Raw genomic sequence first — 26,129 nt, 5'->3', positions numbered from 1 at the left:
GACGCCCCGCGCCCCTTCCGGGACGCGGGGCGAACGTTTCGCCACTGCCGGGTCAGTCGCCAAGCCGCTTGACCAGCGCCCGGTACTCCTCCCACAGCTCCGGCGGCGTGTGCGTGCCGAACAGCTCCAGGTGGGCCGGGACGAGCGCGGCTTCCTGCTTCCAGATCTCCCGGTCGACGGTGAACAGCAGCTCGCGGTCGGCCGCGGAGAGCTCCAGCCCGTCCAGGTCGAAGCCGTCGGCCTCGGGCAGCACGCCGATCGGCGTCTCGACGCCCGCCGCGGTGCCCTCCAGCCGCTCGACGATCCACTTCAGGACGCGGCTGTTCTCGCCGTAGCCGGGCCAGACGAACCGGCCGCCGGCGTCCTTCCGGAACCAGTTGACGTAGTAGATCTTCGGCAGCTTGGCGGCGTCCGCGTCGGCACCGACCTTCAGCCAGTGCGCGAAGTAGTCGCCCATGTTGTAGCCGCAGAACGGCAGCATCGCGAACGGGTCACGGCGCAGCTCGCCGACGGTGCCCTCGGCGGCGGCGGTCTTCTCGGAGGCGATGTTGGCGCCGAGGAAGACGCCGTGCTGCCAGTCGAAGGACTCGGTGACCAGCGGGACGGCGGTGGCCCGGCGGCCGCCGAACAGGATCGCCGAGATCGGGACGCCGGCCGGGTCCTCCCACTCGGGGGCGATGGTCGGGCACTGCGCGGCGGGGACGGCGAACCGCGCGTTCGGGTGGGCGGCGGGGGTGCCGGAGGCGGGCGTCCAGTCGTCGCCGCGCCAGTCGGTGAGGTGCGCGGGCGGCTGCTCGGTGAGGCCCTCCCACCACACGTCGCCGTCGTCGGTGAGCGCGACGTTGGTGAAGACGGTGTTGCCCCAGAGGGTCTTGATCGCGTTGGCGTTGGTCTCCTCGCCGGTGCCGGGGGCGACGCCGAAGAACCCGGCCTCCGGGTTGATCGCGTGGAGCCGGCCGTCGGCGCCGAAGCGCATCCAGGCGATGTCGTCGCCGATCGTCTCGACCTTCCAGCCGGGGATGGTCGGCTGGAGCATCGCCAGGTTGGTCTTGCCGCAGGCGGACGGGAAGGCGGCGGCGACGTACTTGACCTCGCCGGACGGCGGGGTGAGCTTGAGGATCAGCATGTGCTCGGCCAGCCAGCCCTCGTCGCGGGCCATGGTGGAGGCGATCCGCAGCGCGTAGCACTTCTTGCCGAGCAGGGCGTTGCCGCCGTAGCCGGAGCCGTAGGACCAGATCTCCCGGGTCTCCGGGAAGTGCGAGATGTACTTGGTGCCGTTGCACGGCCACGGCACGTCGTCCTGGCCCTCGGCGAGCGGGGCGCCGACCGTGTGCACGGCCTTGACGAACTCGCCGTCCTCGCCCAGCTGGTCGAGCACGGCCTGCCCCATCCGGGTCATCACGCGCATCGAGACGGCCACGTACGCGGAGTCGGTGACCTCGACGCCGTACGCGGCCAGCGGGGAGCCGACCGGGCCCATCGAGAACGGCACCACGTACATGGTGCGGCCGCGCATCGCGCCGCGGAACAGGCCGTCCTCGCCCGAGAAGAGCCGCCGCATCTCGGCGGGGGCCTTCCAGTGGTTGGTCGGGCCGGCGTCCTGCTCGCGCTCGGAGCAGATGAAGGTGCGGTCCTCGACGCGGGCGACGTCGGACGGGTCGGAGGCCGCGTAGTAGGAGTTGGGACGCTTGGCCGGGTCGAGCCTGGTGAAGGTGCCCTGGGCGACCAGCTGCTCGGCGAGGCGGTGGTACTCCTCCTCCGAGCCGTCGCACCAGACCACGCGGTCCGGCTGGGTGAGGTCGGCAATCTCGTTGACCCAGTCCACCAGGCGCTGGTGGCGGGTGGGCGCGGACTCGGCGAGTGCGGAGATCTGAGGCGGCACGATCGCTCCGTTTCACACCATCTCGGCCAGGAGACGGCATCGCGGGGGTTGAGGGTGGTTACACGGTAGACCCGGTTCGACACTGCCTCTTCGTCGAATTGGCGGCATTGACGAGATTTTTACTCCACAGTGTCTGGTTCAAGGGGCCACGGACACCCCACGCCTGCCCCGAGGAGACCTTGATCACGCAGCGCCATTTGTACATTAAGGACAGAAGTGAGAGTGCCCACTTCACTACGCGCGAGTAACCTACGGTTCCGTAAGATGCTGCCCATGACCGCGGATGCACTGGAGCTCGTGAAGCCCAAGTGGCGTGGCTGGCTGCACGCCGGGATGTTCCCGGCCGCCCTGGCCGCCGGAATCGTGTTGATCTGCCTGGCCGACTCGACGGCGGCGCGGGTCGCCTGCGTCGTCTACTCGGTGAGCGCCTGGATGCTGTTCGGGGTGAGCGCGGTCTACCACCGCTTCACCTGGGGTCCGCGCGGCGAGGCGGTGCTGCGCCGGCTCGACCACGCCAACATCTTCCTGATCATCGCCGGGACGTACACCCCGTTCACCATGCTGCTGCTGGACGGCGCGCGGCAGCAGGTGCTGCTCTGGCTGGTCTGGGGCGGCGCGCTGGCCGGGATCGCGTTCCGGGTGTTCTGGGTCGGCGCGCCGCGCTGGCTCTACACCCCGTGCTACGTCGCCCTCGGCTGGGCGGCGGTGTTCTTCCTGCCGGACTTCCTGCACAAGGGCGGCCCCGCCGTGGTGACGCTGATCGTCGTCGGCGGCGTGCTCTACACCGTCGGCGGCGTGGTCTACGGCCTCAAGCGCCCGAACCCGTCACCGCACTGGTTCGGCTTCCACGAGGTCTTCCACGCCTTCACCCTGGGCGCGTTCATCGTGCAGTACGTGGGGGTCTCGCTGGTGGCGTACGCCGCCACCACCTGACCCCCCTCAGCGGCGAACCGGCTGGGCCTTGGACTCCAGCCGCTCCCGGGCCCGACGGCAGCGCTCGCAGTGCGCCGAGTCGGGCCCTTCGCCTGCCGCCCGCTGGTGGGCCCGCCCCCGGAACCGGTACCCGACCCAGGCCATCACCGCCAGCACCTCGACCGCGGAGACCGCCCACACCAGGCGGGCCCCGCCGATCAGGTACCCGGCTATGACCGCCAGCGCGGCCAGCACACCGACCACGCCGCTCCAGAACCGCGCCGCTCCGTACTCCATCGGCAAACCTCCCGCCGGCCGACAGGTCTCCTGACACTCCGTCAGGGAACTCCCCACCTACAGTGACATGTTCAGCGCGCCCCGCGGGAGAACAGGGGATCAACAACGCGTCAACAACAGAGGCGGGGATCCCGCAGGGGGCTCTTCGCTTGACGGTGGCCATCTTTTGATAGTTACTCTCATTTGAGAGAAACTACCGGATGGAGGCTCCGCATGCCCGCGCCCCAAGCACCGTCCCCCGCCCCACCCCACCCGCGCCGCTGGATCGCCCTGGTCGCGGTCGCGCTCAGCGTGCTCGTCATCGGCTTCGACACCACCGTGCTGAACGTCGCCCTGCCCGACCTGGCCAGGCAGTTGGAGGCCGGCACCGGGCAACAGCAGTGGATCGTCGACGCCTACACGGTGGTGTTCGCCGCCGCGCTGCTGCCCGCCGGACTGCTCGGCGACCGCTTCGGCCGCCGCCGCACCCTGGTCCTCGGCCTCGGCCTGTTCGGCGCGGCCTCGCTGCTCGGCACCCTCGCCTCCGGCCCCGGCGAACTGATCGCCGCCCGGGCGGTGATGGGCCTGGCCGCCGCGTTCGTGATGCCGATGTCGATGGCGGTCGTCCCCGCCGTCTTCCCGCCCGCCGAACAGCGCCGCGCCACCGCCCTGCTGACCACCATGACCGCGATCGGCGTCCCGCTCGGCCCGATCGTCGGCGGGCTGCTGCTGCGCCACTACTGGTGGGGCTCGATCTTCCTGATCAACGTGCCGCTGGTGCTGCTGGGCACCGTCGCCTGCCTGCTGCTGCTCCCCGAGTCCGCCGACCCGTCCGCGCCCCGGATCGACCCGCTCGCCGCGCTCCTCGCCGCCGGCGGCCTGTCCGCGCTGACCTGGGGCGTCATCGAGGGCGGCGACCTCGGCTGGGGCGACGGCCGGGTGCTCGGCGCCCTGGCCGGAGCCCTGCTCGCACTGACCTGGCTGGTGCTGCGCAGCGGCCGCCGCGAGCACCCGATGCTGGACCTGCGCCTGCTCGCCGAACCGGTGTTCCGCTGGTGCAGCACCGCCGTCACCCTGGTCTCGGTCGTCCTGCTCGGCGGCTTCTTCGTGCTGCCCGCCTACTTCCAGAGCGTGCTGGGCACCGACGCGCTCGGCAGCGGGCTGCGCCTGATGCCGATGATGGGCGGCCTGCTGGCCGCCTCCCGGCTCGGCGAACCGCTGGTGCGCCGCTTCGCCCCGCGCGGGGTGATCAGCGCCGGACTGCTGCTGACCGCCCTGGCCCTGCTGCTCGGCAGCCGCACCACGGCCGACGACGGCTACGGCTGGACGGCGCTGTGGCTGCCGCTGTTCGGCGCCGGGCTCGGCCTGGTGCTGATCACCGCGACCGCCTCCGCGCTGCTCCTGCTGCCGCCCGCCCGGGCCGGGGTCGGCTCCGGCCTGGTCCAGACGCTCCGCCAGGTCGGCGGCGCGGTCGGGATCGCCGTCTTCGGCGCCCTGCTCGCCGCCGGGTACCGCGACCGGCTCGACACCGGCGCCGTGCCCGAACCCGCCGCGCACCTGGCCCGCGGCTCGGTGACCGCCGCCGACGCGGTCGCCGAGCGGATCGGCGACCCGGCGCTGGCCGCGTCCGCGCACGGCGCCTACCTGCACGGCATGACCCTGGTGATGCTGGTCGCCGGGATCCTCGCGGCGCTCTCCGCCGTCCTGGTCGCGGCCCGGATGCCCGGCACCGACCCGGCCGCGGCCCCCGGCGCGGGCCCCGCGCCCGACTCCGAACCGGCCCCCGCCGCCCCGGGACCCGGCTCTCCGGTGCGGCCGGTGGCCGCGGCGGCGGGCGATCCCGGAGAATCGTCCGCATGACCACCCCGCGCAGCGCCCGGCCCCGACCGTCCGACTCCGCCCACGGCGCGACCGGGACGCCGGGTGCTGCCGGTGCGCCGGGCGCTGCCGGTTCTCCCGGCGCGCCCGGTTCGCTGGAGGAGCTGGCCGCGGCTCCGCTGTCGCTGCGCGAACGCAAGAAGCTGAAGACCCGCCAGACCCTGCGCCGGGAGGCGCTGCGGCTCTTCACCGAGCAGGGCTGGGAGGCCACCACCGTCGACCAGATCGCGGCCGCGGCGGAGGTCTCCCCGTCCACCTTCTTCCGGTACTTCCCGGTCAAGGAGGACCTGCTGCTCACCGACGAGTACGACCCGCTGATGGCCGACGCGATCCGGGCCCGCCCGAAGGACGAGCCCTTCCTGACCTCGGCCCGCGAGGTGCTGGTCGGGCTGGTCCGGCGGATGCTCGCCGAGGAGGAGCGCACCGAACTGTACGAGCGGATGCGGCTGGCCTCCTCGGTCCCGTCCGTCCGGGTCCGGATGCTGGAGGGGTCCGGCCAGCCGCGCGGCATGCTGCTCGACCTGCTCGCCGAGCGGACCGGCCTGGACGCCGCCACCCTCGAACTGCGGATCACCGCCGCGGCGATCTCCGCCGCGCTCACCGAGACCTCGCTGTACTGGGCCGACCACGGCGGCCGGGACGACCTCGCCGACCTGATCGACCAGGCCCTCCGCTCCCTCCAGCACCTCCAGGAACTCGGCGCCCGCTGACCGGAGTCGGCGCCGGGGGCCGAGCCGGGGCCGGATCGGGGGTGCGGCGGGGGTGCGGCGGGGCTGCGGCCGGGATCAGTCCACCAGCAGCACCAGCTTGCCGGCCACCCGCCCGCCGTCGCCCACCTCGTGCGCCTTGGCGGCGTCGGCCAGCGGGAACGTCCCGGCGATCTCGGCCCGCAGCAGGCCGCGCTCGGCGAGGTCGGCGACCGCCGTCATGCCCGCGTGGTCGGCCTCCACCAGCAGCAGCGAGGTCCGCACCCCGAGCCGGGCCGCCTCCTCGGCCAGGCCCTCGGCCGGGGACGGCAGGATCGACACCAGCAGCCCGCCCCGGCGCAGCGTGCGCAGTGAGCGCAGCTGGTAGTCGCCGCCGATGGTGTCCAGCACGACGTCCACGTCGCGCACCGCCTCGGCGAAGTCGACCGTCCGGTAGTCGACCGGCTCGTCCACCCCGATCCGGCGCAGGAAGTCGTGCTTGCCCGCGCTGGCGGTGCCGATCACGTACGCGCCGCGGGCCTTGGCGATCTGCACCGCCAGGTGACCGACCCCGCCGGCCGCGGCGTGCACCAGCACCCGGTCCCCGGCCCGCACCTGCGCGGTGTCCACCAGCGCCTGCCAGGCCGTCAGCGCGGCCAGCGGCAGCGCGCCCGCCTGTTCCAGGTCGACCGAGGCGGGGCGGCGGACGAAGGCCCGGGCCGGGCCGACCGCGTACTCGGCGTGCGAGCCGACCCCGTGCGGGTAGGGCAGCATGCCGAACACCTCGTCGCCCGGCGCGAACAGGGTCACGCCGAGGCCGACCGCCTCGACCGTGCCGGCCGCGTCCCAGCCCAGCACGAACGGGGGCTGCCCGAGGAAGAGGCCCGACTGCCGGTGCTTCCAGTCGGTCGGGTTCAGGCCGGCCGCCCGCACCCGGACCAGCACCTGGCTCGGGCCCGGCTCCGGGCGGGGGCGCTCCACCACCCGCAGCACCTCGGGGCCGCCGAGGACGTCCTGGCTGATCGCGCGCATGGTGGGCACCTGGTTCGTCGTGTCGTTCGTCATGGCCCCAGCCTGCTGGGCGCGGACGGCCCGCCGCGAGTGGCAAGATGGTCACCGTCCGATGGGATCCTGCCAGGAGGTCCGCCATGGCCACCGACCCGCTGTGCGCCCCGCCGTCCGCCCCGCCGTCCGGTTCCGGTTCCGGGCCCGCCCCGCACCGGGTCGCCGTGCTCGCCCTGGACGGCGTGTACCCGTTCGAACTGGGCATCCCCCGAAGGGTGTTCGGCAGCACCGACGGGCTCTACCGGCTGTCCACCTGCACCGTGGACGGACGGCCCGTCCGCACCGACGCCGACTTCGGCCTCACCCCCGACCACGGGCCCGAGGTCCTCGCCGAGGCCGACACCGTGGTGGTCCCGCCGTTCGCGCCCGTCCCCACCAGCCCCGTGCCCGACCCCGCCGTGACCGCCGCGCTCGCCCTGGTCCGGCCCGGCACCCGGCTGATCTCGATCTGCACCGGCGCCTACGCGCTGGCCGCCGCCGGCCTGCTCGACGACCGCCCCGCCACCACCCACTGGGCCCTCGCCGACCACTTCCGCGCCCTCTTCCCGCGGGTCCGGCTCGACCCGGACGTGCTGTTCGTCGACGACGGGGACGTCCTCACCTCGGCGGGCGCGGCCGCCGGCGTCGACCTCTTCCTGCACGTCCTGCGCCGCGACCACGGCTCCGCCGTCGCCAACCGCGCCGCCCGGATCTGCGTCGTCCCGCCCTGGCGCGACGGCGGCCAGGCCCAGTACATCGAACGGCCCGTCCCCAGCACCGGCAGCACCGGCACCTCCGCCACCCGGGACTGGGCCCTCACCCGGCTCCACCACCCGCTCACCCTGGCCGAACTCGCCGCCCACGCCGCCATGAGCACCCGCACCTTCGCCCGCCGCTTCCAGGAGGAGACCGGCCAGAGCCCCGGCCGCTGGCTCACCCAGCAGCGCGTCGCCCTGGCCCGCCACCTGCTGGAAGCCACCGACCTGACCGTCGACCAGATCGCCACCCGGGTCGGCTTCGCCAACCCCGTCTCGCTCCGCCAGCACCTGCACAGCGCGATCGGCGTCTCCCCCCTCGCCTACCGCCGCACCTTCGCGGGCTCCTCCTGACCGCCCCTCGCCGGAGCAGCCCCGTCCGGGGCCCGGGGAACGGCGGGTCCGCGCTGCTGCCGGCCGGAGCCCGTCGGAGAGTCCGTGCTGCTGCGTGCCGTTGAAGAACAGCAGCCCGAAGCGACCGCAGGCCACGTCCCGCACCTGCGGCCGCCCCGGGCCCTGTTTCCCCGCTACTACTTGACGCGGACCTTGCGCCGCCGCAGGCCGAACGCGGTGCCGGCCAGCGCGGTGAGCCCGACCGCGGCACCGGCGACGACCGGAGCGGTCATGCTGCCCGCGCTGCCCGCCGCCGCCTCGAAGCCGCCCGCCTTGCCGGAGGCGTCGTACCCGGAGCCGGGCAGCTTGTCCCCGTAGCGCTGGTGGACGAGCTGCTGGTACGCGGCGACGGTGGTGCCGCGGGCACCGACCGAGCGGCGGGCGTCATCGTCGAGCGGGAGGACGCGGTCGCCCTTGACCTCGTACCAGGCACCGATCTGCGGCTCGCGGAAGGCGGTGCCGCCGTCCGCCGCGGCCCGGGCCGCGTAGTCGGTCTCGTCGCTGCCGGAGGCGATGTTGACGACCCGCCAGCCGCCGTTCTGCTCGGCGGTCCAGACCGAGGCGCGCTGTCCGTCCGCGGCGACGGCCGCCGTCGCGGTGAACCCGGCCTCGGCGACCGGGGTGCCGGACCGGCCCGCGACGAAGGCGGCGGAGAGGGTGTAGACGGGCACGGTGTCGCCGGTGAGCCGGGGCGCGGCGGCGACGGCCGCCCTGGCCTCGTCGGCGGCGCTGATCCCGAGCTGCTGGGTGGGCGGCACCCCCTTGCGGGCGAAGAACTGCCCCAACTTGTCGAGCACGTCAGGCTGTTGAGTGGCGCTGCGGGCGGCGGCCAGCTCACCGGAGCCGAGCGCGGCGGGGGTGTCGGCGGCGTGCGCCGCCGGAACGAGGACGACGGCGGCGAGGGCGACGGCCGCGAGGGCGGTCGCGGTGCGGGTGGCGTGGACGCGGTGATTGCTCATGACGGGTCTCCTCACGCGCCGATCCGGTACAGGGAGTGGGTCCAGGAGAAGGAGCCGTTGCTCACGTAGTAGTTGTAGTCGCCCCAGTTGTAGCGGTAGTCGGACGGCCACGGGTCGCCCCAGTACAGCCAGTTGCTCCCGGCGTCGTAGCCGTAGAGGACGTTCATGTGGCCGCCGCCGGAGCTCCACTGGATCCGGGTCTCGACCGGCCGGCCGGCGTCGATCTCGCCCTGCACGGTGGCGTAGCGCAGGTACCCGTTGACGTACGAGCCGGTGCTGATGCCGATCCGGTACAGCGCGTTCTGCACCTCGGCCAGGCTGGCCTGGCTGTTGGGGCAGGTGGAGTTGACGGAGCGGCCGAACGCCAGGTTGCAGAACTGGTTCTGGCTGTAGGTGTAGCCGTAGTAGGTGGCGATGGTGTTGCCGCTGGCCGCCCAGCACCAGTTGGTCTGCTGCTGGGCCTGCATGGTGAGGTCGAGGATCCGCGAGGTGCCGGCCAGCGCGGGAGCCTGGACGGCGGCGGCGGCGGGGGCGGGAGCCTGGACGGCGGCGGGGGCCTGGGCGGCGGCGGGGGCCTGGGCGGCGGGGGCGTCGGCCGTGGGAGCGGTGGCGGCCAGGGCGGGGGTGGTGGCGGCCGCGCTCAGCGCCGGGGCGAGGATGCCCAGGGCGAGTGCGGCGACCGTCCGACGCAGCCGGATCGGGAGGTGTGGCATGGGGGTTGTCCTCCTGGCAGGGGCGAGGAGTGGATGTGGGGGGGCGACGTCCGGACGGCGCGGGAAGAGCATCCGGCCGGGCCGGTCCGCAGGTCAACGGCCGTTCCCCGTACGGCGGTCGGGGTGTGAACGGGCCCGGCTGCGGTGTGAACGCGGCGGCCCTGGGCAGCGCGGATATCGTCCGGGCCGGTGACAGGGCGGCCCGGAGGTGTGAATATTCACGGTCGATCCCCGGTCGATCGAGGAGCTGGCCATGCAGCAGCCGTCCGCACCGTCCGAACTGGCCCTCGCCCTGCGCACCGGGCCGTTCCACCTCGCCCTGCGGACCGCGATCGCCGCCCGGGGCCTCGCCCTGCACCGGCTGCGCGAGCGGCTGGCGCAGCGCGGCGTGCGGGTCGGGGTGACCAGCCTCAGCTACTGGCAGCAGGGGCTGCGCCGGCCGGAGCGGGCCGAGTCGCTGCGCGCCGTCGCGGCGCTGGAGGAGGTGCTGGACCTCCCCGAGCACTCGCTGACCCGGCTGCTCGGCCCCCGCCGCAGCACCCCCGAGCCGGTGCCGGCCGGCCCGCCGGTGCGCCCGTACCGGGACCTGATCAGTCCGGCCGAGGCCGTGGACGGGCTGCTCGCCGTGCTGTCCGGGCCGCCCGACACCGGGCTGCACACCATCACCCACATCGAGCGGCTCCGGGTCGGCGCGGACCGGCGGCTGCTGCGCCGCGACTCCCAGCACGTGCTGCGCGCGCACCGCGACGGCGTGGACCGGTACCTGGCCATCTACCAGGGCGATCCGGGCTGCGACATCGAACGCGTCCGGGTCCGGGCCGAGGAGAACTGCCGGCCGGGCCGGATCCGCCGCGACGGCGCCGCGAACCTGCTGGTCGCCGAACTGCTGCTGGACCGCCGGATGCGCACCGGCGACACCCACCTGCTCGGCTACGGCTTCGACGAGGCGCCGTCCAACGGGCCCAGCCACGAGTACGTGCGCGGCTTCAACGCGGGCGCCGGCCAGTACGTCCTGCAGGTCACCTTCGACCGGGCGGCGCTGCCGGTCCGCTGCGACCGCTTCCGCCAGCGCACCCCCGGCCAGTCCCCGCTGGAGACCGAGGAGTTGACCCTCGACGGCCACCACTGCGCGCACCTGGTGGCCGCCGACCTGCCGCCCTGCCTGCTCGGCCTGCGCTGGGACTGGGAGTGAAATCCTTCACCCACCGAGCCGGTTGGCGCCACCGGGGCTCCCCCGCCCCCTGCCCCTACCCCTACCGGAAGGCCACGTACACCGAGTCCCCCACCGGGACGTAGCCGATGCGCTGGTAGATCGCGTTGCTGACGGGGTTGGCGAGGTCGGTGTAGAGCAGCACCTCCGCCGCGCCGCGGGCCCGCGCGTGGGCGGACGCCGCCGCCGTCAGCGCGCTCGCGTAGCCGCGGCCGCGCCGCTCCCGGGGCGTGTAGACGGGGCCGATCCGGGACATCCCGGCGATGGCCGGGCTCGCTCCGGCGAGCGAGGCGACCCGCCCGTCCCCGTCCTCCCAGAGCAGCAGGGTGCCGGCGGCGATCCGCTGGTCCGCGTCGGCCCGCAGGTCGCCGGGGGGCTGCGTCTCGGCCTCGGTGCAGAACGCGCCGAGCCACTGGACGGCCAGTTCCCGGTCCGCCTCCCCGGCGAGCCTGGCCCGGCCGGCCGGAGGCGCCGGCGGAGGCGTCAACTCGCCCAGCCGGTAGAGCCGTTCGTGGGACTCGACGATCCAGCCGCGGCCGGTGCGGCGCTCCCACTCGGCGGCGAAGGCGAGCGTCTCCTCGCGCCCGCCGCCGACGGCCCCGAGCGTCTCCTCCCAGGCGGCGAGCACCCGGGCCAGCTCGCCGGCGGCCCCGGTGGTCATCCGCCCGAGGCGCCGGCCGTACGGCGGGGTGCGCAGGGTGGCGCCGGTGACGGTGCCGTCCGGCTCCCGCCACCAGCCGTAGTCCGGGGCGGCTCCGCCGTAGGCGTACGGGCCGTCCCGTTCGATCCGTTCGACGACGGTGAGCAGCACGGTGTTCCCGACTGGGTCGGCGGCGAGGAACTCCCCTGCCGCGGCGCGGAATTCGGCCAGTGTGGTGGTGAGGGTCCAGACCATGCCCCATCCTGACCCACCGTCACCGCGCGCGACCAGCGCCCCGCCGCTCCCCTCCCCGGCGCCTCCCGCCCTCCCCGCTACTCCCGCTCCTCCCGCGCCCCGCCCAGCCGTTCGGCGAGTTCGGCGGCGTCCGCGGTCGGGCGGTCGCAGACGAAGTGCCGGCACACGTACGCGGCGGGCCGGCCGTCCAGCAGCGGGCGGTCGGCGAGCAGCGGCACCTCGGTGTCGCCGGGCCCCCCGACCGCGACGACCGCGCCGGGCGCGGTGGAACGCAGCGCGGCCAGGTGCAGCGCGGCCCGGGCCGGGTCGTCCGCGGCGCCGACCACGGCGACCTCGCGGGGGCCATCGAGCAGCGCCTCGGCGACGGCCAGGCCCCAGCCGGTGAACCGGGGGGCGCGCGGGCCGAGGGTGCCGACGATGCCCAGGGCCCGTTCGGCGGCGGTGCGGTGGCGGGCCGAGCCGGTGTACCCGGCGTACGTGAGCAGGGTGCCGGCGGCGGCGCTCCACCCGGACGGGGCGGCGTTGTCGGTCGGGTCCTGCGGGCGGCGGATCAGCTGCTCGGCGTCGTCGGCGGTGTCGTACAGCGCGCCGGACGCCTCGTCGGTGAAGTGCAGCAGCACCAGGTCGAGGAGTTCCCCGGCCAGTTGCAGCCAGGAGCTCTCCCCGGTGACGGCGTGCAGGGCGAGGAAGCCCTCGGCGGTGTCGGCGTAGTCCTCCAGCACGCCCGCGTTGGCGCCGGCCCGGCCGTCCCGGGAGGTGCGCAGCAGCCGCCCCTCCGGGGTGAGGTGGACGGCGATCAGCAGGTCGGCGGCCCGCTCGGCGGCCTCGACCAGGTCGGGACGCTCCAGCAGCGCGCCGGCCTCGGCGAGCGCGGCGACCGCCAGGCCGTTCCAGGCGGCCACCACCTTGTCGTCCCGGGCGGGGGCGGGGCGCTCGGCCCGGGCCTCGAACAGCTTGGCCCGGATCTCCGCGTACTTCCCCTCGTCCGCCGGGTCCTTCAGCAACTGCAGCACCGAACTGCCGTGCTCGAACGTCCCGGTGACGTCGAACAGCTCCACCGCGAGGGCGGCGTCCGCCTCCCCGAGCACCTGCTCCAACTGCTCCGGCGTCCACGCGTAGTAGGCGCCCTCGGCGTTCCTCCCGCTCGCCGCGTCCAGCGAGTCGGCGTCCAGCGCGGAGGCGAACCCGCCCTCGGGGGTGCGCAGTTCGCGCAGCAGGAAGTCGGCGGTCTCCAGCGCGACCCGGCGCGCCCGCGGCTCGCCGGTGGCCCGCCACAGGTGCAGGTACACCCGCAGCAGCAGCGCGTTGTCGTACAGCATCTTCTCGAAGTGCGGGACCGTCCAGGTCGCGTCCACCGCGTACCGGGCGAAGCCGCCGCCCAACTGGTCGTAGATCCCGCCGCGCGCCATCGCCTCGCAGGTGCGCTCCACCATCTGCAGCGCGGCCCCGGACCCGGTCCTGGCGTGGTGCCGCAGCAGGAACTCCAGCACCATCGACGGCGGGAACTTGGGCGCCCCGCCGAACCCGCCCCGCCGCTGGTCGAACGACCGGGTCAACTCCACCACCGCCGCGTGCAGTTCACCCGCCCCGGGCACTCCGGCGACCCCGCTCCCCACCCCGTACACCGAGGCCCGCTCCGCCAGGTCCCGACCGATCCGCCCGGCCACCTCCCCGACCTCGTCCCGCCGCCCCGTCCACGCCTTGTCCACCCCCTCCAGCACCTGCCGGAACGAGGGCATCCCGTGCCGCGGCTCCGGCGGGAAGTACGTCCCGAAGTAGAACGGCTCCTTCCCCGGCGTCAGGAACACCGTCATCGGCCACCCGCCCTGCCCCGTGGCCGCCTGCACCGCCTCCATGTACACCGCGTCGACGTCCGGCCGCTCCTCCCGGTCCACCTTCACCGCCACGAACCGCTCGTTCAGGAACGCCGCCACCGCCTCGTCCTCGAACGACTCGTGCGCCATCACGTGACACCAGTGACACGCAGCGTAACCGACTGATAGCAGAACGGGTACATCGCGCCGTTTCGCTTCCTCGAACGCCTCGGGTCCCCACGGCCACCAGTCGACCGGATTGTCCGCGTGCTGAAGCAGATAAGGCGAGGTCACACCAGCCAACCGGTTCATGAGACCCAGCCTCTCACGCCGACGCGGCCCTGCCGGTTCGGCCCGCAAGCCCCCGCCCTACTTGGCCGATTTGCACTCATACGCCATCACGTGGCGAATGCTAATCGCCCCTTTGCACCCAGGTCGCCCTGCGGACGCTGGAGGTTCTGCCCCGACCCAAAGCCGGTGCCCGACTGGAAGTGGGCAGTACGCTGAGTCGAGCAGCACCGCATCCTCGAAGGAGGTACTTCATGACCGCCGAGATGGTGGCGCCCGCGTGGATGCACTCGCAGATCAGCGCGGAGCAGTACGACTCCTGGACCGAGGAGCAATGCGCCGGCATCGAGATCGTGGACGGGATGATCGTCGTAAGCGCGAGCGCCTCCAAGCGGCACAACCGGCTGGCTCGGGTCCTGGCCAATGCCCTGGACACCGCCGCGGGCCCAGACTGGAACGCCGACACGGACTTCGACGTCCGCTTGCAGGACGTGCCGCTCACCAACCGCCGCCCGGACATCACCGTGTACCGGGCGGAGACCATCGACTTCACACCCACCCGCCCCGAGCACGTGCTGCTGGTCGTCGAGGTCGTATCCCCGGGCTCAGAGACCACCGACCGGATCGTGGAGGTGGACCAATACGCCAAGGCCGGCATCCCCTTCTACTGGCGCATCGAGCAGTCCGCCACCGGCGTTCCGGTCGTCTACACCTACGTCCTCGACCCGGCCAACAGGGCCTACCGGGACGGCGAGGTGTTCACCGGTACCGTGAAGGCCACCGCGCCTTTCCCTGTCACGGCCGACCTTGGGACCCTGTGAGTAACGAGGAATCGTCCGCGCCCTCGGCGCCTCCGACGTCCTGCGGGCCAATACATGTCCGCAACCGGAGGCCTCTAGGTCTATTGACCACAAGCGTTGTTGACAGTGGTCGGGCTTGATCAAACGTAAGGACCTCCGGTGCGGTGGAGCTGTCTAGGACTGCACCGCACCGGAGGCCTTCGTGTCCCACCGCAACGCCCGTCCGACCGTGCACGGCAGGCAGCTCCTGGTCGAACGCGCCCGGGCCGGACGCCCGGTCGCACACGTAGCCGCCGAGATGGCCATCTCCCGCACGACCGCCCACAAGTGGGTCAGCCGGTGGCGGGCGGCGGGCGGGGCCGGCCTGCACGACCGGTCCAGCCGCCCCCGGACCACCCCACACCACGGGCACGATCGAGGCCGAGGTCTGCCGACTACGATGCGAGCACGAGCTCGGCCCCGCCCGGATCGGACCGATCCTCGGCGTCCCGGCATCGACGGTCCACCGGATCCTGAGCCGCCGTGGCATGAACCGGCTGCGATGGATGGACCGGCCCACCGGCCAGGTCATCCGCCGCTACGAACGCGAACGCCCGGGCGAACTGTTCCACGTCGACATCAAGAAGCTCGGCAACACCCCCGACGGCGGCGGCCACCGCGTCACGGACCGCCAGGCCGGCGAGAGCAACCAGTACGCCACCACCGGCCCACGGACCCCGAGCGGAACACCGAAGACCGGCTACAGCTACGTCCACAGCGCCGTCGACGACCACACCCGCCTGGCCTGCAGCGAGATCCTCCCCGACGAACGCAAGGCGACCGCCGCCGCCTTCTGGCAACGCGCCGAGCGGTTCTTCGCCGAACCGGGCATCACCGTCGAACGCGTCCTGACCGACAACGGCTCCCGCTACAGGTCGCACCTGTGGCGCGACACCCTGGCCGCATCCGGCATCGCGCACAAGCGCACCCATCCGTACCCCCCTCGGACCAACGGCAAGGTCGAGCGCTTCAACCGCACCCTGCTCGACGAATGGGCCTACCAGCGGCCCTACACCGGCTACCAGGAACGAACCGAAGCGCTCCCCGCCTTCCTCCACACCTACAACCACCATCGCCGCCACACCGCACTCAGAGGACAACCACCGATCACCCGCGTCAACAACCCTGCGGGTCAATACAGCTAGACCGTCTGCGGGTCGGGGAGATCACCAGTCATCGTGCGCATGGGTTCGCTTTCGCGGGCAGCGAGGTGTGCCGTCCTGTTGGCCAGCTCCATGAAGCACAGCACGAAGCAACGCTGCGCGTCCGCGATGCGGAACTGTCCATCGACCACACCCGCGTGAATGATCGCGTTCCTGTGCTTGTAGAGACTGTGGACGGCTTCGGAGTACCGCACCACCCCCCGCTTGCCGCGCAGCAGCAGGCGCACGCGGCGCTGAAGCTTCGCCGCGATCTCTCCGCGGTTGACCCCGTCGGTGAGCATCATCTCGAAAGCCGTGGCCAGGCTCAGACCCGCCGTCCATCCCTGGTCGGATTCGTGGAAGGAGCGCCGGAAGTAGCTCAGTGCGTCATGGAGCTTCGTGAAGGCCGCGGTGTAGGCGTCCGGTCGCTCGCGAGGACGGCGCAGGAGCGCGTGCCGCATGTAGCCGTCGTAGACGAGGTCGACTGCCGCACGGACTTCTTGAGCAGAAGCGCCGTAGCGGTTCCAGTAGCGCGGATCGATCTCGATGTTCAGCTCGCTGATCTCCGCGAGCGCCGCACGACGCAGGTGGATCGGGACGCAGTCACCAGTCAGGTGATGACGGGGGTTGGGGGCATCGTAGAGGTTGATGTAGTGCCTGATGTCCAGCGTCTCCCGGTTGTTCGTCCGTGCGGAGCTCCACAGGTATCCGACGCGTTCGTGTTCACGTGGCTGCAGGGCAGCGAGCATGCACGTGAGTGCGCTGGCGGCCCTCAGGCGGCCCAGGATCAGCGATTCGGTGTCGTAGTAGCTGCCTGGAACCGTCGACACGGACAACACCAGGAGGGGGTTGCGCTTCAACCAGGTCAGAGATCGGCTTCGGTACCAGTGCTCCAACAGGCCACCAGGAACGGCCTTCCGTACCCCGAAGCCGCGCCGAGCCTCGTCGAGATTGGCCAAGGTCGTGTCCCACGCGTTGGTCTGTGGAAAGATCGCGATCTCAGCTCCCGAGGGGCTGAAGACCCAGCGCCGCCCGTGGCTCTGCAGGAAGCCCGCTGCCAGGACGCCGAGGGAGTGAAGGGGGAAGATCACCAGCCCCGGACGTGCCAGCTGCCTGTCCCGCACGATTTCCAGGCAGCGCAGTACTGGATCCTGCGCCGCGTCGATCGCCACCGCCCGGTACAGGAGATCGTCCAGAACCGAAGGGCCGATGAACGCGTTGCGTGCCCAAAGCTCGCGGGCAAGTTGGCCGCGTAGGGCAGAGAGGTGGAAAACGTGTGCTGGCGCGTCGGCATCGCTTTCGATCGCCTCCACCAGCCCGTCCACGGAACCGTACTTGGCGAGGTCGGCCGCCCGGCTGTGCAGGTAGGCGGCAGACTTGCCGATGGTGTTCTTCCCGCCGGTGCGCACCTTGTTGATCTCGGCTGCGAGCTTCTTGATGTCGGGAAGCCGCTTCCTGGGTGTCACGATGCCGCCCCCAAGGTGATGTTGATGCGGTGCAAGCGGCGCCTCGGGCACGAGCCTTCTGCGCTGACACTCGCTACGGTCCGGAGCCGGATGATCGGCTCCGCCAAGTCTCGTGCGTGGAACGGATCGGCGGACTGACCCTGCCCGAAACCGGCGTCTGCCGCGGCGCCGGCCTCTTCGACCAGCCCGACGCCGAGCAGGACACGGGTGGCGGCTGCTGCTGACCCGACAACGCGAGGGGTCCAGCCGGCTTGCCTACCGGCTGGACGCCTCGCCGCGATCTGCGGTGTCGTGCCCCTACTCGCTAGCAGCAGCAGGTGCGCTGCCTTCCGAGCGCTGGCGGATGCTGGTGTACTTCTCGGGCCCCACTCGGGCGAGGCGGCCAGTTCGACCTCCACCCAAGCGTCTATGTTCTTGCCCGGTTCTTCGTCGTACGCGTCCATAAGGTTACCCCTTGACAACGTCCCAGGTCAGAACTACCTGGTTGTGTTGAGTCATTGGCACCAGTGGCACGCCGCGTACCCCACGCTCAACAGCACCGGCACGTCCCGCCGCTCCGCCTCCGCGAACGCCTCCGGCCCCCGCTCCCACCAGTCCACGGGATTCTCGGCGTGCTGCAGCAGATAGGGCGAGGTGGCATCAGCGAGGCGGTTCGGCATGGCTCCATACTCGCTCAGAAATGCGACAGGACGTGCCTGCGGCACGGACCGGCTCGCCGAGGACAGGCTGTCCTCCAAGTGACCACGGACGGCCGGATCGAACCGGGCGACGGTCGGCGCTTCAGCCCCCTCCCCGCGCGGTTGCCGCCGCGGCCTCGGGACGAGGAGCATCCGACGGCTGGACCGCCCGGGCGCCGGCTGACGGCGCTCTCCTGCGGGTCAGCGGGCGTCTGCGTCGGGCCGGGGCAGTTCGTCAAGGTCGAGGGTGTAGGTCCGTCCGTCGGCCAGCTCGATGGGCAGCTTGCCCGAGCCGTACTTGTGCGTGTGCGCCGCGATGTAGCCGGAGCCGGTGGGCTGGGTGTGGACAACGACCTCCGCGGCGTACGGGTCCACCACCACATAGACCGGGATGCCGTAGCGGCCGTACTTCGCGGTGCAGTCGTCGTAGTCCTTGCGCGCGGAGGAGACCGACACCACCTCGGCGATCAGCAGCACGTCCTCGAAGCCGTACCGCTTTCCCTGCCTCTGGGCGTCCTCCCGCAGGATCGCGAAGTCCGGGGCCGAGTTCTCGTCGGCCGGGAAATCCAGGTACACGTCAGAGGCGGTCTTCGCATGCCGACCGAGCGAGAGCGAGTCGATCTGCATCGACTTGATCGTGCTGGAGTGCTCGAAGCTCTGCGGAGTCATGATCACCTTCCCGTCGGTACCGAAGAAGACCACGTACCCAGCGGGGAACTCGGTGTGCATGACCGCGTCGACGCTCATCAACGGCTCCTTCCTGCCGCCTCTCAGGATATGGGGGCACGGCCTCGCCCGGGATGCGCTACGCGCGCACCGGCCGGCGGAGCGGAACGGCCCGGGCGGGGTCAGGCGCGGGCGCCGCCGAGGAGGGTGAAGGCGAGGCCGGCCGCCGCCGTGGGCTGGAGGGCGAGTTGGACGGTGTCGACCAGGGCGCGGCGGTGGAGGTCGCCGAAGGGGCGGGCCGGGTCGCTCTGCAGGACGGCGTTCCACCGCATGACGGGAACGCCGGACATCGGGACGAGGCTGTCGCGCTCGGCGGCCCCGAACAGGCCGACCGGCAGCATCGCGCAGCCTAAGCCGGTCCGGACCGACTCGCGGATGCCGTCGAGGGTGGCGAGTTCGCGGCTCTCGGCGGGTCGGCCGTCGCGCATCCGCAGGTACTCGGGCAGCCAGCGCTGCGAGGGGCAGCCCGGGTCGGCGACCAGCACCGGGGCGGTGATCGGCCGGACGTACTGCGAGGCGGCCCCTCCGCCGCGCCCCGGCGAAGGGGCGACGGCCGCGAACTTCAGGCCGCCGAGCACGATCCGGCTGTCCCGGTCGCTGTACGGCTCGCGCTCCTCCGCGACGGCCGCACCGGCCTCCGCACCGCCGGCGGCGCACCGGCGTTCGGCACTGGCGAGCCCGATCGCGGCGTCCAGCCGCTTCTCCCGCAGCGCGGCGGGGATGTCGTGGCTGACGACGACGCGCAGGTCGAGACCGACGTGCTTGAGTAGCGCCTGGCCGGCGTGGGTCAGCCGGCTGAGCAGTTTGCCGCAGGCCAGGGCGGGGACGACGCCCAGGCGGATCCGCGGGAAGGGGTCGGCGGTGCGCTGGAGTTCGTCCTCCAGGTTGTCCACCAGGCTGAGCAGTTGCTTGGCGTACTCCCAGACGGTCTCGCCCGCCGGGGTGAGCCGCACCCCGTTGGAGGACCTGATGAAGACCGGCTCGCCGACGATCCGCTCAAGGGTCCGGATCTGCATGGTGACGCTGGACTGCGAGTAGCCGAGCCGCTGGGCGGCCTTGGTGAACGAACCCGCTCCGACGACACCCCAGAAGGTGCGGAGCGTTCTGGTGTCGATGTCCATGTCTGTCCCCGTAGTCTCTGCCGACCTGCTGTTCGTTCACGTCCGCGTCCGGGGAACCCGGAAGGGTGCCCGGCGTTCCCGCCGGGCACCCTTCCCCGAAGCCTACGGCCGACTAGCCGATGTGTTCGGCGTCCACCGGAGGGAAGTCGAGGTCCGGCTGCGCGACGTGGTTGAAGTAGTTGGAGAGCACGTTCAGCGCGATGTGCGCGACGATCTCGGAGATCTCCGCGTCGGTCACCCCGGCCCGGTGGGCGGCCTCGATCTCCTCGTCGGTGACCCGGCCGCCGGTGTCCATCATCGAGGCGGTCAGCCGCAGGACCTGGTCCATCCGCGGGTCGGCGTCCGTGCCCCGGCGGGTGGCCAGCAGCTCGTCCTGGGTCAGGCCGACCTTGCCGCCGCGCATGGTGTGCGCGGAGACACAGTAGGTGCAGTTGTTCCGCTGCGCGATGAAGAGGGCGAGCTGCTCCCGCTCGCGGTTGCCGAAGCTGCCGCCGACCAGGGCCCCGCGCAGGGCGAGGTAGCCGCGCAGGGCGGCCGGGCCGTTGGCCATCGCGGCGTACAGGTTCGGGATCTTGCCGAGCTGCTTCAGGGTGCCCTCCAGCAGCTCCCGCTGCTCCTCGGAGGCGGTCTCGGCGGTGAGCTGGGTCAGACGGGACATGGCTGCGGTACTCCTCAGGACGGCAGTGCGTGGAACTGAGCTGATGACGTGGGCGAGCAAGACGGTACCGATCGGTCTCGTCCTGAACGCTATAGAGCCCTCCCCCCTCCGTCAATGGACTCCGGGAAAATTCGGAACCGAGTGGTACCGTCTGAAGATGCCGACCAATGCCCGAGCAAGACTGATGGCCACCGCCGAACGTCTCTTCTACGAGGAGGGGGTGCGCGCCGTCGGCGTGGAGCGGATCCTGCGGGAGGCCGGCGTCGGACGCGCCTCCCTCTACCGCCACTTCCCCGGCAAGGACGACCTGCTGGTGGCCGTGCTCACGGAACGCGACCGGAACTGGCGCGCCTGGCTGGCCGCCCGGGTCGGGGCCAGCGACCTGGAGCCGGCCGAACTGCCCCTCGCGCTCTTCGACGGCCTCCACGAACGCTTCGCGGCGATGGGCTTCCGGGGCTGCGCGTTCATCAACACCATGGTCGAGGAGGCCGACGCGGACAGCCCGGCGCACGGCGTCGCCGCCGACCACAAGGAACGGGTGATCACCTACCTGGACGGGCTGCTGCGCGACTGCGGCTACCGCTCGCACGAGGTGCTGTCCCGCCAGCTGGCCCTGCTGGCGGACGGCGCGATCGTCACGGCCCTGCGCGAGGGCACCCCCGACGCCGCCCTCCGGGCCCGCGGGATCGCCGCCGCGCTGCTGGGCGCCGCGGACCGGGTGGAGACCCGGCAGGAGGAGGGGCAGGACGCACCGGCCCGGGTGTGAGCCGCCGGGGCCCGCCCGGGTGTGAGCCGCCCGGGCGGGCCCCGGACGGCTCAGCCGAGTTCGGCCCGGCGCACCTTCCCCGAGCGGGTGCGCGGCAGTTCCCGCACCAGGTCGACGCCGCGCGGCACCAGCAGTCCGGGCAGCCGTGCGGCCGCCCAGGCGAGCAGTTCCCGGGCGAGGTCGGCTCCGGGTTCGCCCGCGGGCACCGCCACCGCGTGCGGTGCCAGTCCGCCCTGCGGGTGCGGGCGGGGCACCACCGCGACGTCGGCGATGCCGGGGCAGCGCCGCAGCACCGCTTCGATCTCGGGCGGCGAGACCCGGTGCCCGAAGGACTTGAAGACCTCGTCCCGGCGGCCGAGCAGCCGGATCGAGCCGTCGGCGCAGCGTTCGCCGGTGTCGCCGGTGCGGTAGCGGCCGCCGCCCAGGGCCGCTTCGGTGCGTTCGGGGTCGTCGGCGTACCCGGCCATCAGTCCGGCCGGGCGTTCGGTCAGGTCGAGGCAGACCTCGCCCGCGTCGCCGGCTTCGCCGGTGTCCGGGTCCACCAGGACGACGCGGTAGCCGGGCAGCGGGTGGCCGAGCGGGGAGAGCGGGTCGGGGCCGCCCGGGGCCCGTCCGATCAGCGCGGTGGCCTCGGTCTGGCCGTAGCCGTCGCGCACCCGCACCGCCCAGGCGGCCCGGACGGCGTCGCCGGTCCCGGGGTCCAGGCACTCGCCCGCGGCGGTGGCCTCCCGGAGCCGGACGCCGGGGGCCGAGGCGAGGTGGGGCACCATGGCGCGCCAGGTGCTCGGCGGGGCGCACAGGCTGTCGAGGGCGTGGTCGGCGGCGATCCGGGGCAGCAGGCGGGGCGGTACGCCGCCGGGGGGCAGGGCGACCACGGTCGCCCCGGCCGTCCAGGGGACGAAGAAACTGCTCCACGAGTGCTTGGCCCAGCCCGGCTCGGACAGGTTGAGGTGCCGGTCCCCGGGCCGGATGCCCTGCCAGTACAGGCTGGACAGGTGGCCGACGGGGTAGCTGGCGTGGGTGTGCACGACCAGTTTGGGCAGCGCGGTGGTGCCGGAGGTGAAGTAGCAGAACGCGGGGTCGGCGGCCCCGGTCGGTCCTCCGGGCAGGAAGGGGCGCGGGTCGGTGCGGGTGTCGGGGTAGCGCAGCCAGCCGTCCGGCGGGTCGTCGAGGGCGATCCGCAGGCCGGGCACCGCGCCCGGCCCGGACCGGGTCGCGCCGTCGACGGTCGCGGCGGCCCCGGCGGTGCACAGCAGGTGGCTGATCCGTCCCCGCCGCAGCCGGTCGGCGGCTTCCTCCGGGGTGAGGTCCGGGTAGCAGGGCACCACGACGGCGCCCAGTTTGAGGCAGGCCAGCAGCGACTCCCAGAGTTCGACCCGGGTGTCGAGCAGCAGCAGGACCCGGTCGCCCCGGGCGACCCCCAGTTCGGCCAGCCGCACCGCCAGGGTGTCGGAGCGGGCGGAGAGTTCGGCGAACCCGACCCGCTCCGCCACCTCGGTGCGGCCGTCGGGCCGGGGCGGGGCGAGCAGTTCGAGCGCGCTGCCGGGCTGTTCGTCGGCGAGGACGTCGAACCACTCCAGGGCCCAGTTGAAGTGCTCGGCGGCGGGCCAGCGGAACCGGGCGGCGGCCGCCGCCCGGTTGCCGCGCAGTTCGAGCAGCAGGTCGCGGGCGGCGCGGAACTCCCGGTGGGCGGCCGTCCGCCGCCGGGCCCAGTAGTCGGGCGGCCGGGCCGGCGGGGTCACCCGGCGCTCCCGCCCGCGACCGCGTCCGCCGGGCGGGCGGCCGGTGCGGCCGGGCCGGGGAGCGGTTCCAGCAGGGCCCGGGCGATGTCGTCGGCGTCCCGGGTGAAGGAGCCCCAGGGTCCGGGGCGGCCGCTGCCGACCTGGGTGAACCAGCGGGTGTGCTCGCTGGGGATCCCGATCACGTGCATGCCGCGCTCGACCGTCCCGCAGGCCCGGACGGGGTGGAACGGCGCGTCGGTGGAGGCGAGGCCGCCGGTGTCGAAGGAGTGGCCGGCCCAGGAGTTGACGAAGGTGCGGATGGTGCCGTCGGCGATCAGGCCCCGGATCAGCGGGTCCCGGTCGGCCCGCAGGTCGGTGCTCGGCACGCGTGCGTCGATCAGGGTGTCCAGCCGGGTCCCGGGGGCGTCGACCTGGTCGGAGGCGACGGTGAAGCAGCCGTTCGCCTGGTCCGGCTGGAAGCGGGCGCGGGGGCCGACCGGGTCGAGCACCCCGGCGTCCATCAGGGCCAGGAACTGTTCGGAGCGCAGCGGCGGCGGTCCGGTGGAGACCAGGGCGGCCAGGGGGGCGAACTCGTGCAGGAAACGCTGGTGCGAGGTGGGTGTCAGGCCGCCGAAGTCGACCACGCCGCGGATGGTCTGGCGGACGTCGCGCAGGGTGTCGCAGGCGGCTTTCAGCGGCCCGCCCAGGTTGCCCATCCCCGCTTCGTCGAGGTCCGCGCGCAGGTGCTCGGCCAGGGCCGTCCGGTACTCGGCCGCGGACCGGAAGCGCCGTCCGGCGAACGGCCGGGCCAGCGAGGACAGGTCGGCGATCGTCCGGGTGTCCGCGCCGTACTCGGCGGCGGTCCGGGCGAGCGCGGCCGGCTCGGGCGGTTCGGGCCGGGCGGCGGGGGGACGGGCGTGGGCGGCGCGGACCCGTTCGGTGAACTCCTCGGCCGCGGCGGCTCCGGCGGCCCGGCGGACCCGGGTGCCGAGCAGCACCAGGTTGACCTCGGCCATCAGCCAGGGCAGCACCGCCGCGTGGAAGTCCACCGGCCCGGCGGCCCGCAGCGCGGCCATCCGCTCGGGGGTGAAGAGCACCGCCCGGTAGCGGTGGCCGGGGCTCTTCTGGTTCACGCCCCGGGTCATCAGCGGGACGCCGCTGCGGGAGGCCGGGACGATCCTGGGCTCCCGGCCGCTGGGCAGGTAGCGCAGGCCGGTGTCACTCTCCTGGAAGCGTCCGCCGCGGCCGAGGGTGAGTTCGGCGAGCACGTCGTAGAAGGTCAGTCCCATGCCGAGGACGCCGACCGCCGAGCCGGGCGGGATCAGCGCCAGCGGCATGTCCGCGGCCGACTCGCCGACGATGCAGCGCAGCGGCGGGTGCGCGGCGGCGAACGCGACCAGCGCGTTCTGCTCGTCGCTGGGTTCGACGGCGGGGTGGCCGGTGGCCAGGACCAGCCGGTCCGCGGTGAGGACGTCGCCCCGGTCCAGCCGCAGTCGGTAGCCGGTGCCGCCGTCCTCGCCCGTGCCGGGGACGCGGTCCGCGCTGAGCACCCGGGCGGGGACGTGCTCCACCGTCAGGTCCGGCGGCAGCGTGGCGGTGATCCGGGCCAGCACGTACTCCAGGTACGCCCCGTACACGGCGCGGGGCGCGTACCCGTCGGGGTCGGCGTGCTCCGGGTCGTGCCCGGCCCACCACTCGGCCAGGCTCGGGCCCGCGCCGGGCCGGGCCGGGCCGTCGTCGGCGGGACCGGAGAACATCGTCACCTCGCAGGCCGCGGTGTTCATCAGGAACCGGGGCGACTGGTCGGTGCGCCACACCCGGCCGGGGCCGGCCGGGTACGGGTCGACGAGCTGCACCCGGACCGGGTTCCCGGCGGGCCGTTCGGCGGCCCGGGCGGCCAGCCGCTCCAGTACCGAGAGGCCACGCGGGCCCGTGCCGACCACGACGATCCGGCGGGGGCGCCGCGGCGGGGCCGCCGGGACGCCCGGCCGGGGCTCCTCGGCCGGGCGCGCCTCCAGGTCGTGCAGGTCGGCGGTGCGGCGCAGCATCGCGGCCAGCCGGTCCGCGGTGACGGTGCCGTTGCGGGTGCCGGTGGTGAACAGCGGCATCGCGCCGTGCGCGGCCCAGCGCAGCCGGCCGTCGTCGGCGATCACGCTGCGGCTCCCGCCCCGGTTGTCGGGGTGCAGGCAGTAGGGGATGTCCAGGGTGCCGCGGTGGAAGGCGCGCAGCAGGGCGGTGCCGACGTCGTCCGCGAGCGAGAGGACCGCGGTGACCAGGGCCCGGGCCTCGGTGAGGACCTCGTAGGTGTCGGGGCCGTCGATCGCGGCTGCCGGGGCGGGGCCGGAGCGGGCGGCCCGGGCCCGGGCGGCCGCGCGGCGCAGCGCGGCCAGGTTCTCGCCGAGGGTGGGGATGCGGTGCGCCTCGGCCTCCGTCTTGACGATGATCCGCTGCGCGCCGCCGCGCACGGCGAGGTCGGTGCTGCGGGCGAGCAGCAGTCGGGCGCCCTCGGGCGTCCGGGGGAAGACGCCCATGTAGGTGTAGAGCACCAGGTGGCGGTCGGTGCCGGCGGGGAGGAGTTCGTCCGCCAGCAGGCGCAGTGCGGTGAGCGCTCCGGCGTCCTGGTCGGCGTGGGTCTGCTGGGCGTAGCTGAGCGAGACGCTGGTGATGCCGTTCTGGACGAAGAACAGCGCTTCCAGGACCGACACCGCGACCAGCAGCGACGGCGGGCAGAGCTGTCCGAGCAGGCAGCCGCCGAAGGTCTCCAGGTGGGCGCGGGCGCCCCGGGCCCGGGTGTCGGTGGCGAGTTGGCGCACCGCCTCGCGCCAGGCGGTGACGGATTCCGCGAGCGGGGTGCGTCCGTAGGGCAGGCAGTAGGAGACCGGCCCGCCCTCGCTGGCGGTCAGTCCGGCGGCGACCATGGTCCGGAAGATCGCCCGGGGGTCGGCGGAGCCGTGCCGGACCTGGACGGGGGTGTCGGGGCCGGCCTGGGCGGCGACCCGGGCGGAGGTCTCCGGGCCGTGGCTGACCAGGGGGAACCCGTTGAGCGGCTGGGCGGAGCGGATGGCTTCGGCGGCGGCCGCGTGGTCGCCGACCCGGGTGTAGCTGTCCAGGGTGATGGTGGCGACCGTGCGTTCGGCCAGGGCCGCGACGGCGGCCACGCCGGCCGCCATGTCCTGCGGGCGGGCCATGCCCATCCGCGGCTGCACCACCAACTCCCCTGCCCGTGCGGCGGATTGGACGAAGGCGCCGAGGTCGGCGGCGCGCCACGGCCGTCCGCCGCCCGGCCCGCTCACGCCGCGAGCCGCGCG

The 26,129-nt window shown here is 73.5% G+C and carries 20 protein-coding genes and 2 pseudogenes; 8 read left to right on the top strand and 14 right to left on the bottom strand.

Going from position 1 to position 26,129, the window contains the following annotated elements; all coding sequences use genetic code 11:
• Positions 1 to 52: 52 nt before the first annotated feature.
• The gene (locus tag ACWEO5_RS23735) at positions 53 to 1,882 is read right to left on the bottom strand and encodes a phosphoenolpyruvate carboxykinase (GTP) (protein ID WP_452164304.1); all 1,830 of its coding nucleotides are present in this window, start codon (positions 1,880 to 1,882) and stop codon (positions 53 to 55) included.
• Between the two features lie 264 nt (positions 1,883 to 2,146).
• Here ACWEO5_RS23735 and trhA point away from each other — a divergent pair, with 264 nt between their 5' ends.
• Complete coding sequence (gene trhA, locus ACWEO5_RS23730) at positions 2,147 to 2,815, top strand: PAQR family membrane homeostasis protein TrhA (protein ID WP_452164303.1); 669 nt, start codon at positions 2,147 to 2,149, stop codon at positions 2,813 to 2,815.
• A gap of 6 nt (positions 2,816 to 2,821) precedes the next feature.
• On the opposite strand, the gene ACWEO5_RS23725 is transcribed toward trhA, so the two are convergent.
• Entirely contained in the window at positions 2,822 to 3,091 is a 270-nt protein-coding gene (locus tag ACWEO5_RS23725) for a hypothetical protein (RefSeq protein WP_452164302.1), read from the bottom strand.
• 213 nt (positions 3,092 to 3,304) lie between these two features.
• Here ACWEO5_RS23725 and ACWEO5_RS23720 point away from each other — a divergent pair, with 213 nt between their 5' ends.
• Together ACWEO5_RS23720 and ACWEO5_RS23715 are read left to right on the top strand one after the other, a co-directional pair.
• Positions 3,305 to 4,930 (top strand): MFS transporter, encoded by a 1,626-nt coding sequence (locus tag ACWEO5_RS23720; RefSeq protein ID WP_452164301.1) that lies wholly within the window; start codon positions 3,305 to 3,307, stop codon positions 4,928 to 4,930.
• Complete coding sequence (locus tag ACWEO5_RS23715) at positions 4,927 to 5,658, top strand: TetR family transcriptional regulator (RefSeq protein ID WP_452164300.1); 732 nt, start codon at positions 4,927 to 4,929, stop codon at positions 5,656 to 5,658. Before ACWEO5_RS23720 ends, ACWEO5_RS23715 begins: the two co-directional genes overlap by 4 nt.
• A 75-nt stretch (positions 5,659 to 5,733) precedes the next feature.
• On the opposite strand, the gene ACWEO5_RS23710 is transcribed toward ACWEO5_RS23715, so the two are convergent.
• The gene (locus ACWEO5_RS23710; RefSeq protein WP_452164299.1) at positions 5,734 to 6,699 is read right to left on the bottom strand and encodes an NADP-dependent oxidoreductase; all 966 of its coding nucleotides are present in this window, start codon (positions 6,697 to 6,699) and stop codon (positions 5,734 to 5,736) included.
• A gap of 83 nt (positions 6,700 to 6,782) precedes the next feature.
• Here ACWEO5_RS23710 and ACWEO5_RS23705 point away from each other — a divergent pair, with 83 nt between their 5' ends.
• On the top strand, positions 6,783 to 7,787 hold the full coding sequence (locus ACWEO5_RS23705; RefSeq protein ID WP_452164298.1) for a GlxA family transcriptional regulator: 1,005 nt from the start codon (positions 6,783 to 6,785) through the stop codon (positions 7,785 to 7,787).
• 176 nt (positions 7,788 to 7,963) lie between these two features.
• Here ACWEO5_RS23705 and ACWEO5_RS23700 read toward each other — a convergent pair whose 3' ends face one another.
• Both ACWEO5_RS23700 and ACWEO5_RS23695 read right to left on the bottom strand, forming a co-directional pair.
• A complete protein-coding gene (locus tag ACWEO5_RS23700; protein ID WP_452164297.1) occupies positions 7,964 to 8,785 on the bottom strand; it encodes a hypothetical protein in 822 nt (273 codons plus the stop codon).
• 11 nt (positions 8,786 to 8,796) lie between these two features.
• Positions 8,797 to 9,498, bottom strand: a complete 702-nt coding sequence (locus tag ACWEO5_RS23695) for a papain-like cysteine protease family protein (RefSeq protein WP_452164296.1) — start codon at positions 9,496 to 9,498, stop codon at positions 8,797 to 8,799.
• Between the two features lie 253 nt (positions 9,499 to 9,751).
• On the opposite strand from ACWEO5_RS23695, the gene ACWEO5_RS23690 reads away from it, so the two are divergent.
• Complete coding sequence (locus ACWEO5_RS23690) at positions 9,752 to 10,690, top strand: hypothetical protein (RefSeq protein ID WP_452164295.1); 939 nt, start codon at positions 9,752 to 9,754, stop codon at positions 10,688 to 10,690.
• Positions 10,691 to 10,751: 61 nt separating this feature from the next.
• On the opposite strand, the gene ACWEO5_RS23685 is transcribed toward ACWEO5_RS23690, so the two are convergent.
• Both ACWEO5_RS23685 and ACWEO5_RS23680 read right to left on the bottom strand, forming a co-directional pair.
• Positions 10,752 to 11,603, bottom strand: a complete 852-nt coding sequence (locus ACWEO5_RS23685) for a GNAT family N-acetyltransferase (protein WP_452164294.1) — start codon at positions 11,601 to 11,603, stop codon at positions 10,752 to 10,754.
• A 77-nt stretch (positions 11,604 to 11,680) separates the two neighbouring features.
• Complete coding sequence (locus ACWEO5_RS23680) at positions 11,681 to 13,729, bottom strand: thioredoxin domain-containing protein (protein ID WP_452164293.1); 2,049 nt, start codon at positions 13,727 to 13,729, stop codon at positions 11,681 to 11,683.
• Between the two features lie 230 nt (positions 13,730 to 13,959).
• On the opposite strand from ACWEO5_RS23680, the gene ACWEO5_RS23675 reads away from it, so the two are divergent.
• Complete coding sequence (locus tag ACWEO5_RS23675) at positions 13,960 to 14,526, top strand: Uma2 family endonuclease (protein ID WP_452164292.1); 567 nt, start codon at positions 13,960 to 13,962, stop codon at positions 14,524 to 14,526.
• A 181-nt stretch (positions 14,527 to 14,707) separates the two neighbouring features.
• Positions 14,708 to 15,689: pseudogene (locus ACWEO5_RS23670) on the top strand (IS481 family transposase).
• Here ACWEO5_RS23670 and ACWEO5_RS23665 read toward each other — a convergent pair.
• The 5 genes and pseudogenes from ACWEO5_RS23665 to ACWEO5_RS23645 all read right to left on the bottom strand — a co-directional run bounded on the left by ACWEO5_RS23665 (position 15,686) and on the right by ACWEO5_RS23645 (position 20,334).
• Positions 15,686 to 17,203 (bottom strand): hypothetical protein, encoded by a 1,518-nt coding sequence (locus ACWEO5_RS23665; protein WP_452164291.1) that lies wholly within the window; start codon positions 17,201 to 17,203, stop codon positions 15,686 to 15,688. The pseudogene ACWEO5_RS23670 and the gene ACWEO5_RS23665 sit on opposite strands and share 4 nt — an antisense overlap.
• 449 nt (positions 17,204 to 17,652) lie before the next feature.
• Positions 17,653 to 17,811 (bottom strand): annotated as a pseudogene (locus tag ACWEO5_RS23660) (DUF255 domain-containing protein); the annotation flags it as partial.
• A 219-nt stretch (positions 17,812 to 18,030) separates the two neighbouring features.
• The gene (locus tag ACWEO5_RS23655; protein WP_452164290.1) at positions 18,031 to 18,576 is read right to left on the bottom strand and encodes a Uma2 family endonuclease; all 546 of its coding nucleotides are present in this window, start codon (positions 18,574 to 18,576) and stop codon (positions 18,031 to 18,033) included.
• Positions 18,577 to 18,677: 101 nt separating this feature from the next.
• The gene (locus tag ACWEO5_RS23650; RefSeq protein WP_452164289.1) at positions 18,678 to 19,676 is read right to left on the bottom strand and encodes a LysR family transcriptional regulator; all 999 of its coding nucleotides are present in this window, start codon (positions 19,674 to 19,676) and stop codon (positions 18,678 to 18,680) included.
• A 112-nt stretch (positions 19,677 to 19,788) separates the two neighbouring features.
• Entirely contained in the window at positions 19,789 to 20,334 is a 546-nt protein-coding gene (locus tag ACWEO5_RS23645) for a carboxymuconolactone decarboxylase family protein (RefSeq protein ID WP_344553851.1), read from the bottom strand.
• A gap of 157 nt (positions 20,335 to 20,491) precedes the next feature.
• On the opposite strand from ACWEO5_RS23645, the gene ACWEO5_RS23640 reads away from it, so the two are divergent.
• Positions 20,492 to 21,100 carry a TetR/AcrR family transcriptional regulator gene (locus tag ACWEO5_RS23640; protein WP_452164288.1) on the top strand — a complete coding sequence of 203 codons (609 nt, stop codon included), beginning with the start codon at positions 20,492 to 20,494 and terminating at the stop codon, positions 21,098 to 21,100.
• A gap of 50 nt (positions 21,101 to 21,150) precedes the next feature.
• Here the strand turns inward: ACWEO5_RS23640 and ACWEO5_RS23635 are convergent, their stop codons facing one another.
• The gene (locus tag ACWEO5_RS23635) at positions 21,151 to 22,842 is read right to left on the bottom strand and encodes an AMP-binding protein (protein ID WP_452164287.1); all 1,692 of its coding nucleotides are present in this window, start codon (positions 22,840 to 22,842) and stop codon (positions 21,151 to 21,153) included.
• On the bottom strand, positions 22,839 to 26,114 hold the full coding sequence (locus tag ACWEO5_RS23630; protein WP_452164286.1) for an FAD/NAD(P)-binding protein: 3,276 nt from the start codon (positions 26,112 to 26,114) through the stop codon (positions 22,839 to 22,841). Before ACWEO5_RS23630 ends, ACWEO5_RS23635 begins: the two co-directional genes overlap by 4 nt.
• Between the last annotated feature and the right edge of the window lie 15 nt (positions 26,115 to 26,129).

The organism is Kitasatospora sp. NPDC004272 (genome assembly GCF_053603035.1).
The sequence above is the reverse complement of the archived record's forward strand: the minus strand, read 5'-3'. Positions and strand labels throughout refer to the sequence as shown.